The 7,562-nt window shown below is 40.9% G+C and carries 5 protein-coding genes; 1 reads left to right on the top strand and 4 read right to left on the bottom strand.

Translation table 11 applies throughout. The features are described 5' to 3' along the window. Window positions 1-28: 28 nt before the first annotated feature. Both CDC33_RS19885 and CDC33_RS19890 read right to left on the bottom strand, forming a co-directional pair. Entirely contained in the window at window positions 29-757 is a 729-nt protein-coding gene (locus CDC33_RS19885; RefSeq protein ID WP_109009998.1) for an HAD family hydrolase, read from the bottom strand. Continuing rightward, window positions 754-1,638, bottom strand: a complete 885-nt coding sequence (locus CDC33_RS19890; RefSeq protein WP_109009999.1) for a class I SAM-dependent methyltransferase — start codon at window positions 1,636-1,638, stop codon at window positions 754-756. The genes CDC33_RS19885 and CDC33_RS19890 overlap by 4 nt, the downstream gene beginning before the upstream one ends. Before the next feature lie 442 nt (window positions 1,639-2,080). On the opposite strand from CDC33_RS19890, the gene CDC33_RS19895 reads away from it, so the two are divergent. Next, window positions 2,081-3,262 carry an RtcB family protein gene (locus tag CDC33_RS19895; RefSeq protein ID WP_109010000.1) on the top strand — a complete coding sequence of 394 codons (1,182 nt, stop codon included), beginning with the start codon at window positions 2,081-2,083 and terminating at the stop codon, window positions 3,260-3,262. Between the two features lie 66 nt (window positions 3,263-3,328). On the opposite strand, the gene CDC33_RS19900 is transcribed toward CDC33_RS19895, so the two are convergent. Then, window positions 3,329-5,785: a BsuBI/PstI family type II restriction endonuclease gene (locus tag CDC33_RS19900; RefSeq protein ID WP_244919292.1), complete on the bottom strand. Its 2,457-nt coding sequence runs from the start codon at window positions 5,783-5,785 to the stop codon at window positions 3,329-3,331. 317 nt (window positions 5,786-6,102) lie between these two features. Then, on the bottom strand, window positions 6,103-7,404 hold the full coding sequence (locus CDC33_RS19905; RefSeq protein WP_109010002.1) for a dihydrolipoamide acetyltransferase family protein: 1,302 nt from the start codon (window positions 7,402-7,404) through the stop codon (window positions 6,103-6,105). Window positions 7,405-7,562 lie beyond the last annotated feature (158 nt).

Consider the following 7,562-nt stretch of genomic DNA (forward strand, 5'->3'; position numbering starts at 1 on the left):
ACTCAATACACTATCACCATAGAGTATTCTAACATTCAGTTGCCGATGGCTGAGGCTGTTTTTGAGAATAAACCTTCTGCACCCGTTCGAGTTCCAAATCACTGAGATAGTCAACAGTCCAGTTACAGCAGCGCTGGAGCATGTGGAATGGGTAAGTATTCGCTACACCTACAACTTGCATGTGCGATCGCTTCGCCGCTTCGATACCTGCTGGAGTATCTTCAATTGCCAGACATTCATGCGGTTGAAGATTCAAATCGGGATATTCTTTATTTAGGCGTTTCACTGCCAGTAAATAACCATCCGGTTCTGGTTTACTGGTGGTAATATCATCACCTGCGACGATAATTTTAAAATGTTCAGCCAGTTTAGCTCGATTGAGTACCAATTCTATTTCTTGACGAATAGCGCCACTAACTAATCCTAGTTTCAGATTCCGCGATCGCACCTGAAAAATTAAATCTTCTACACCTGGATATAAAGGCAGTTTCTCGATTTTCTCTAGTTCCACCACATAGGCTTGGGCTTTGCGGTACAGCAGCTGAGTTAAATAGCTTTCGTTAGCGACTCTACCACGATTAGCGAGTAGTTGCCCAAAACAAGCGCGATCGCTGCGTCCTAGAGAAGCTTGACGCTCACTCACCCGTTGGGGTTGGAGATTTTCTTCAATGAGAATCTCATCTATCAGTTGCAGGTGGATTGGCTCATCGTTAATGATGACACCATTAAAATCAAAGAGAACTGCCTTTAAACTCATGCCCTTATGCCAAATGCTGGAGATCCAAGTCCCTCCAAATCATTATCTATTGATGTGGGAATATACCGACGGATATTTTCGCTTGCTATTGGTTTAACGCCGCTAGTTACCTGATTTATCCACCATACATCGTGCGATCGCACAGCTTCAAATCCGGCTGCACCCATATTCGCCTCTACGCTACCAGCAGCATACTCACGAATATATGGCTCCTCAAAAACATCATTCAGCCATTCTAACTGACGCAGAGTCTTCTGATTCTCATCTAGAATTAATACTTGTCCTCCAGTTACCAGCAACCGGAAGCTTTCCCGTAGAATTGCTAGAGATACTGTATCTGGTGTTTCGTGGAATAGCAAAGAAGCTGTCACTAAGTCAAATGTTGCATCTCTGAAACTAGTTTTTTCAGCATTCCCATGTCGCCAGACTATATCTAAACCAGCATTTCTAGCTTTATCTTCTGCCCTTACCAGCATATAAGGTGATAAATCCAAACCAATAACTTCCGCTTCGGGGAAAGCTTGCTTTAACATTAAAGTAGTGGAACCTGTACCACAGCCTAAATCAAGTATGCGTCGTGGTTTTACCTTGACGGCATCAACTAAAGCCTGACGGACAATAGTTTCATTCGGTGGCAGAACATATTGGGTAATCGGATCGTAACTAACTGCTGCACCGTAATTAAGATATCCGCCTGTAACACCGTGAAAATTTTGACTGCTGTAGTACGCCGGAATTATCACATCATCTCGTCGATAGCGATCGCACTCTTTCTCCCAGTCAATACTATCAGCGTAAAGCCGTAACCCGTCTTCATCAATCAAAAGACGTACTACAGGGGATAAAAAACGTTCCCAGATTGTATCTTGACGCACTGCCATATTCTGTCAGAATTTTAAGGAATTATTTAAACAGAGTAATTTTCTTTACAAATTTTAATACATTTAGTAAGCATCTGCTGTCACTCTGTGGTAATAACTTGACACCTGTAATCTCGTTTATTACAATTGTAGTATAAATAGGGGTTCTTCAGATTTACGAAAATTAAGCAAGCCAAATTAAAGACAATACAATCTTTAAATTGCTACAACTAACTAGTGGTCTGTCCCATTAATTTTGTGGGGCTACTAGTAGTATGTCAAGTTTAAATTGATGGGTAAGCAAGCTAGTAGTAAAGACTTTAGTCCTTATTTTATAAGCACTAAAGTGCTTACTACAAACTATAGAAAATTACTAGATAATGGCTTATAAGTCATACAGATAATTATCAGTACAATATACCCAATCCAAAATCTAAAATTTAAAATCCAAAATAAAAAAATTATGCCCTACGAAAAGTTAGAAATTACCACACCAGCACCCGTCTTATCCTGGGCAAATCACTCTTTGGGCCCAGAAGAAACTAAAATGGCAAAGAATGTAGCATCGTTACCATTTGTGTTTAAGCATGTCGCATTAATGCCAGATGTTCACTTAGGAAAAGGTGCTTTAGTGGGTTCTGTAATTGCAACCAAAGAAGCGATTATCCCAGCTGCTGTGGGCGTGGATATTGGTTGTGGGATGAGCGCTATCAAAACATCATTTACCGCCGAACAACTCGAAGGTAAACTAAAGAAAATCCGCCTGGATATTGAAGCAGCAATTCCTACTGGATTCAACGAAAACAAAGACGTTGAAAAATCTGTCAGCAATTGGCAACTTTGGGATGATTTTAAAGACTTGCATCGCGGCGTGCAAGACTTACAAGGTAAAGCAATGAAACAGATGGGTTCTCTGGGTGGAGGAAACCATTTTATTGAAGTGTGCCTTGATACAGAGAATCAAGTTTGGCTAATGCTGCATTCTGGTTCGCGTAACATAGGCAATAAACTAGCCCAGTGCCACATTCATACAGCCAGAGAATTAGCAAAGATGGCAGGTAATAAATTGCCTGACCCTGATTTGGCTCACTTTGTCGCTGGTACGCCAGAATTTCAAGCATACTGGCATGATTTGCAATGGTCACAAAACTATGCGCGTGTCAACCGCGATGTGATGATGGCGCGTTTTAAGCATATTGTCGAGAAGCATTTAGCAGGTGGGAAGGCAACTAAGCCTTTATTGCAGGTTAATTGTCATCACAATTACGCCGAAAAAGAAGTGCATTTTGATGAGGATGTTTACGTTACTCGTAAAGGCGCAGTCCGCGCCCAGACTGAAGATTATGGGATTATTCCTGGTTCGATGGGTGCAAAGTCTTTCATCGTTAAGGGTAAAGGTAATGCCCACAGTTTTTGTTCTTGTTCTCATGGTGCAGGGCGTTTAATGTCAAGAAATAAGGCAAAAAATGTTTATACACTGGATGATTTAATAGAGCAAACAAATGGCGTAGAATGCCGTAAAGATGAGGGTGTATTAGACGAGATTCCTGGTGCTTATAAGCCGATAGAACAAGTTATGAGTAATCAAGCTGATTTAGTTGAAATTGTAGCAACACTTAAGCAAGTTCTTTGTGTAAAAGGATAAATTTGTAGGGAATATCCTAATTTGGCAAAAAAATGAGAGAGGGCAAATAATTTGCCCTTTTACAGTTTATTCTGTTTCCAAATCTCTATCTACTTTGTAAGCTTGTAATAAGTATTCTCCATTAAAGTGAATAAGATGAGTAGAATCTTCAGCAACCCAAACATCGGTTTCCCAAGCAATTTCAGCCAAATACTCTACCATCGCTTTCCGGCTTAAAAAGGTTGTTACCATTACAAGAGGAATTTTTATATCAGCAAAAATAACTTCAAGCTCTTTCTTTCGTTTAGGGTTAATTGGCCCATGAGAAGTTACGGCTTCAATTAAAACTAGCCAATTCTTTTTAAGATGATGGATAATCACATCAGGCATTTTCCCATGAGAATCAACAGTAATGCCTAAATCTCTCAATGCCACTTCATTAAAATAAGCAAATTTCTCATCTGTATCACCAACATAAATCAATTTTCCTCCAGGTGTAAAACGTTCTGCAAACTCCTTAATAATCTTCTCAATCAGAATATTCTGTCCACCTGGAGATAGAGTTTTTACGTTCCCTTCAATCACAATAGGTATACGTGATAATTCCCGCTCCTGAGCATATCGTTTTTTCAAGGTTTCAACTGAAGCAAGGTAAGTGCCAAGGCTCTTTTTCCATTCAGTAGTTTTATAAGTACGTAATAGCTCAAGGGCACTTTCTTCAATCTTATATACCGTTTTTGGACTGTTAATGGCGCGGTCAGGAGCATCTGGATTTGCAATTATTAAAGCTGCGTCTAAGAATTGATGGACTGTTTGGCGACAAACAGTTTCCCGCGTATTAGGTTTATATCTTTTGCCATAGTGCTGTGCCATAAATTCCATCATTGGTGTAATTCCCATTAAGGGAGATGCAGCAGCGTTCCAAGAATCAGTTGGTTTTAAGTTAATTAGAGCCAAAAGGGTTAAGGCTGAACGTTCATTAAGTTGTGCCCGTGGAAGCCCAAGTTCAACTAGTATTTGTAGTGCTTCATCAATACGGGTTTTAATTATTAAGGGGTTGTCTTCAGATTGATTGCTCATACTCAGTAGCTTTTCTTGCACAAGTTGATCAATTTCTTTCTGTGATGGGAAATGCTCAGTAATACATAGCCCCAAGGTTATTAGCTGCGATATTGTAGGATATTTTAAATTACGTAAATCAGTGGCATTAACCTGAGTATGACCATTAAATAAACGAAAAAATATGTCTACGAGGCTAAAGTTAAGATAAGCAGTAAGACCGCGTGCTAGGGTAAGATTGAGTCCCCTTCCGCCCTTGTGAAAATAATTCAGATGATTTTCAAAACCTACCCAATAACAATCAATCTGATTAGCATCATATACAACAGCAACCACTCGTTTTTTTTCCTCCTTTGAGGAGAATCGTTTGGTCAATACATAATTTTCATTTGGTACTAGAAGAGAGACTGTTTTTTCTGTATGTACTAGAGCTTGGTGTTTTCTAGTTACCTTTGGATACTCAACATATCCTCCTGAGAAATTCAATGGATAAATCAAAGGAACAGAGTTTTTTTCTGGCATTAAACACAGATATTCTTTGGCGCGAAAATCTACAACACGTCCCGTTGATACGGTCAATTCAAGGTCTTTTAATGTGCAGGTAAAATTTGCCATTTGTCGAATGACCTGCTGACTTAGTGTATCTGGGATAATGTGGATGAATTGTTGCGAATCGTGCGGATGAACTATCTCTGTATAAGGTAAGTAATTTGACAGAATAAAATCATCATCAACGCCCGAAGTTGTATTGATAAGTACATTGTCAAATTTTAGTTTTTGTTTGACAGCATGAGTGATAATTGTTTCCTGCAAAACTTCATCATCACTAAAAGCTTCCTGTCTGGATTCAAATATATGTATTTGGTCTAAAGCCATCATTTCTAAAAACATTCTGCGGAAGTCTCTAAAATATGGCCCATTACAGAAACTACGCGGCGAGATAGCTACAAGTTCCCCTTTTGATTCAAGAAGTTGAACTGTAGCAGCCATAAAACCTGTATATAAATTGCTGCCTTCTAATCCTATAGAACGTAACAAAGTACGAACTTTGGAATGAGCGTTAATTTTCAAATATGGGGGATTGAGAATAGCGTGGGTAAATTTGCAATTGTCAAACTTATCGAAGAAACTAGGCTGAAGAACTCTGACAGCATCCTCAATAAAATCCCTATTCCGAATCTCATAATTTAAAGAGATCCCAGCTATTTGACATTCTCTGGCACATAATTTTAATGTCTGATGCAAATACGCAATCAGAAACGGATCAATTTCATAGGCAACAATATCTAAATTGGCTGGGCGTCGTTTCCTTTGACAAAGGTTAGCCACAAAAGCTGCAAGTAATGAGCCAACTCCTGCTCCAGCATCAAGTAGAGATATTTGAGGAAGATCAAGCTTCCTAAACATCCCAGCCATTAATTCTGCTACTGGAGCAGGAGTCAAAAATTGTCCCAGTTTTCCCTTCTGTTTTTGCTCCTGTTTCAAGTTCGCAGCAATCCTCAGAAGGTCTACTTCACCAAGTAAATTTCTGGCAGAACATTTCGACAAGCTTTTAAATTGCAACGGCTTGTAATAATAGTCCAAAATTATTATAGATTGTTCATAAAAAATTTAAGTTAGGACTTACGCACACTCTACGAATTCTCGGCGCTCTTGGCGTCTTGGCGGTTCGAGAAATTAAGCTTTTTAGCAATTTTTGCGTAAGTCCTATAAGTGTATGTATTATTTATTGTTAGCGCTACTCTACGAAAAACTGCTGCTCGCTGATAGCGCTAACATTTAAATTTGGTGTCTTTTCAAAATTACATTGTCAAAGATTGAGGGTTCGTCTCAATCAATTTCGCTAAATCTTGCAAGAACGCCGCAGCATGAGCACCGTAAATAATCCGATGGTCAGAAGTAATATTGACTTGCATTTGTTGCCGCACGCCAAATAAACCGTCGGGTGTTGCTACTACTTGCGGACGAGATGCCCCGATCGCTAAAATTGAACCTTGTCCAGGTGGTAAAATCGCATCAAATTTATCCACGCCAAACATCCCTAAATTCGACAGCGTAAAAGTACCACTGTTGTATTCTTGGGGCTGTAGCTGTTTTGTCCTAGCACGTTCTACCAAAGATTTCCAAGTACGCGATAGAGAATAAATATCCACTGCGTCTGCATTTTGCAGCACAGGTGTAATTAATCCGCCATCATCCATCGCCACTGCTACAGAAATGTTGATATCAGAATGATAAACAATACCCTGGTCTGAGTAGCTAGCATTTAACAATGGGTGTTTTTGCAACGTTACCGCTACAGCTTTCGCCAGTAGCGCTGTCATTGTCACGCCTTTGGATTTAATTTGTTTATAAAGTTTGTCTAATCCATCGGTGGTAATTGTATAACCGACACGGAAGACGGGTACGGATATAGTAGCTACCATGTTCCGCACTACGGCATTTTGGAAGGTAGTTAGAGGCACAGTTTGACCAGGAACAGCCGCCGCCACGGGTGCGGGTGCTGGTGTGCGGGGTGCTGGGAGTGCAACTGGGGCGCTGGTTGGTACAGGTGCTGGTGGGGCAACTGGGGCAGGGGCGGGTTGTTTGCCTTTATTAGATAATGCTTCTACATCTTCGGCGACAATGCGACCGTGGGGGCCACTGCCTTGGAGTGTAGTTAAATCAACTTTGAGTTCTTTGGCTAACTTGCGGGCACGGGGTGAAGCTACAAGCCTTCCTTCTTTATGGTTAGACCCGTTTTGAGACGCTAAGGCAGGTGTTGCAACTGAGGCTGTGGCGGCGACTGGTTCCGGGGAAGCGGTAGTAGTAGCCGCCGCGCCGTCGGAATTGGCAAGAGATTTCGCCTGTTCAATTTCAGCTTCCGTTTCGGCGATGAAGGCGATCGCAGATCCTACCGGGGCAGTTTCACCAGCTTCAACTATAATATGGGCAAGAAATCCCTCATAAAAGGTTTCTACATCCATATCTGCCTTATCTGACTCTACAACCACCACTGTTTCGCCTTTTTCCACTTTGTCTCCTGGCGATTTCACCCAGGAAACGATTTTGCCTTCGGTCATGGTGGAACTCAGCGCCGGCATAAATACTTCGTGAATGCTCATAGGGTGGTTTGGGAATCAATGGTTTATGGACTTTAACAGCTTTTATCAGATCGAATTGTATCTTGGTAGGAGAGTTTTGGACTGGAGATTTTATATTTTAATTGGGCATTGGGCATGGGGCATGGGGCATGGGGCATGGGGCATGGGGCATGGGGCAT

It is taken from the genome of Nostoc commune NIES-4072, from assembly GCF_003113895.1.
Taxonomy (GTDB): Bacteria; Cyanobacteriota; Cyanobacteriia; order Cyanobacteriales; family Nostocaceae; genus Nostoc; species Nostoc commune.

Coding starts and splice junctions, on each gene's coding strand:
- CDC33_RS19885 (WP_109009998.1), bottom strand. CDS start 757: ATGAGTTTAAAGGCAGTTCTCTTTGATTTTAATGGTGTCATCATTAAC.
- CDC33_RS19890 (WP_109009999.1), bottom strand. CDS start 1,638: ATGGCAGTGCGTCAAGATACAATCTGGGAACGTTTTTTATCCCCTGTA.
- CDC33_RS19895 (WP_109010000.1), top strand. CDS start 2,081: ATGCCCTACGAAAAGTTAGAAATTACCACACCAGCACCCGTCTTATCC.
- CDC33_RS19905 (WP_109010002.1), bottom strand. CDS start 7,404: ATGAGCATTCACGAAGTATTTATGCCGGCGCTGAGTTCCACCATGACC.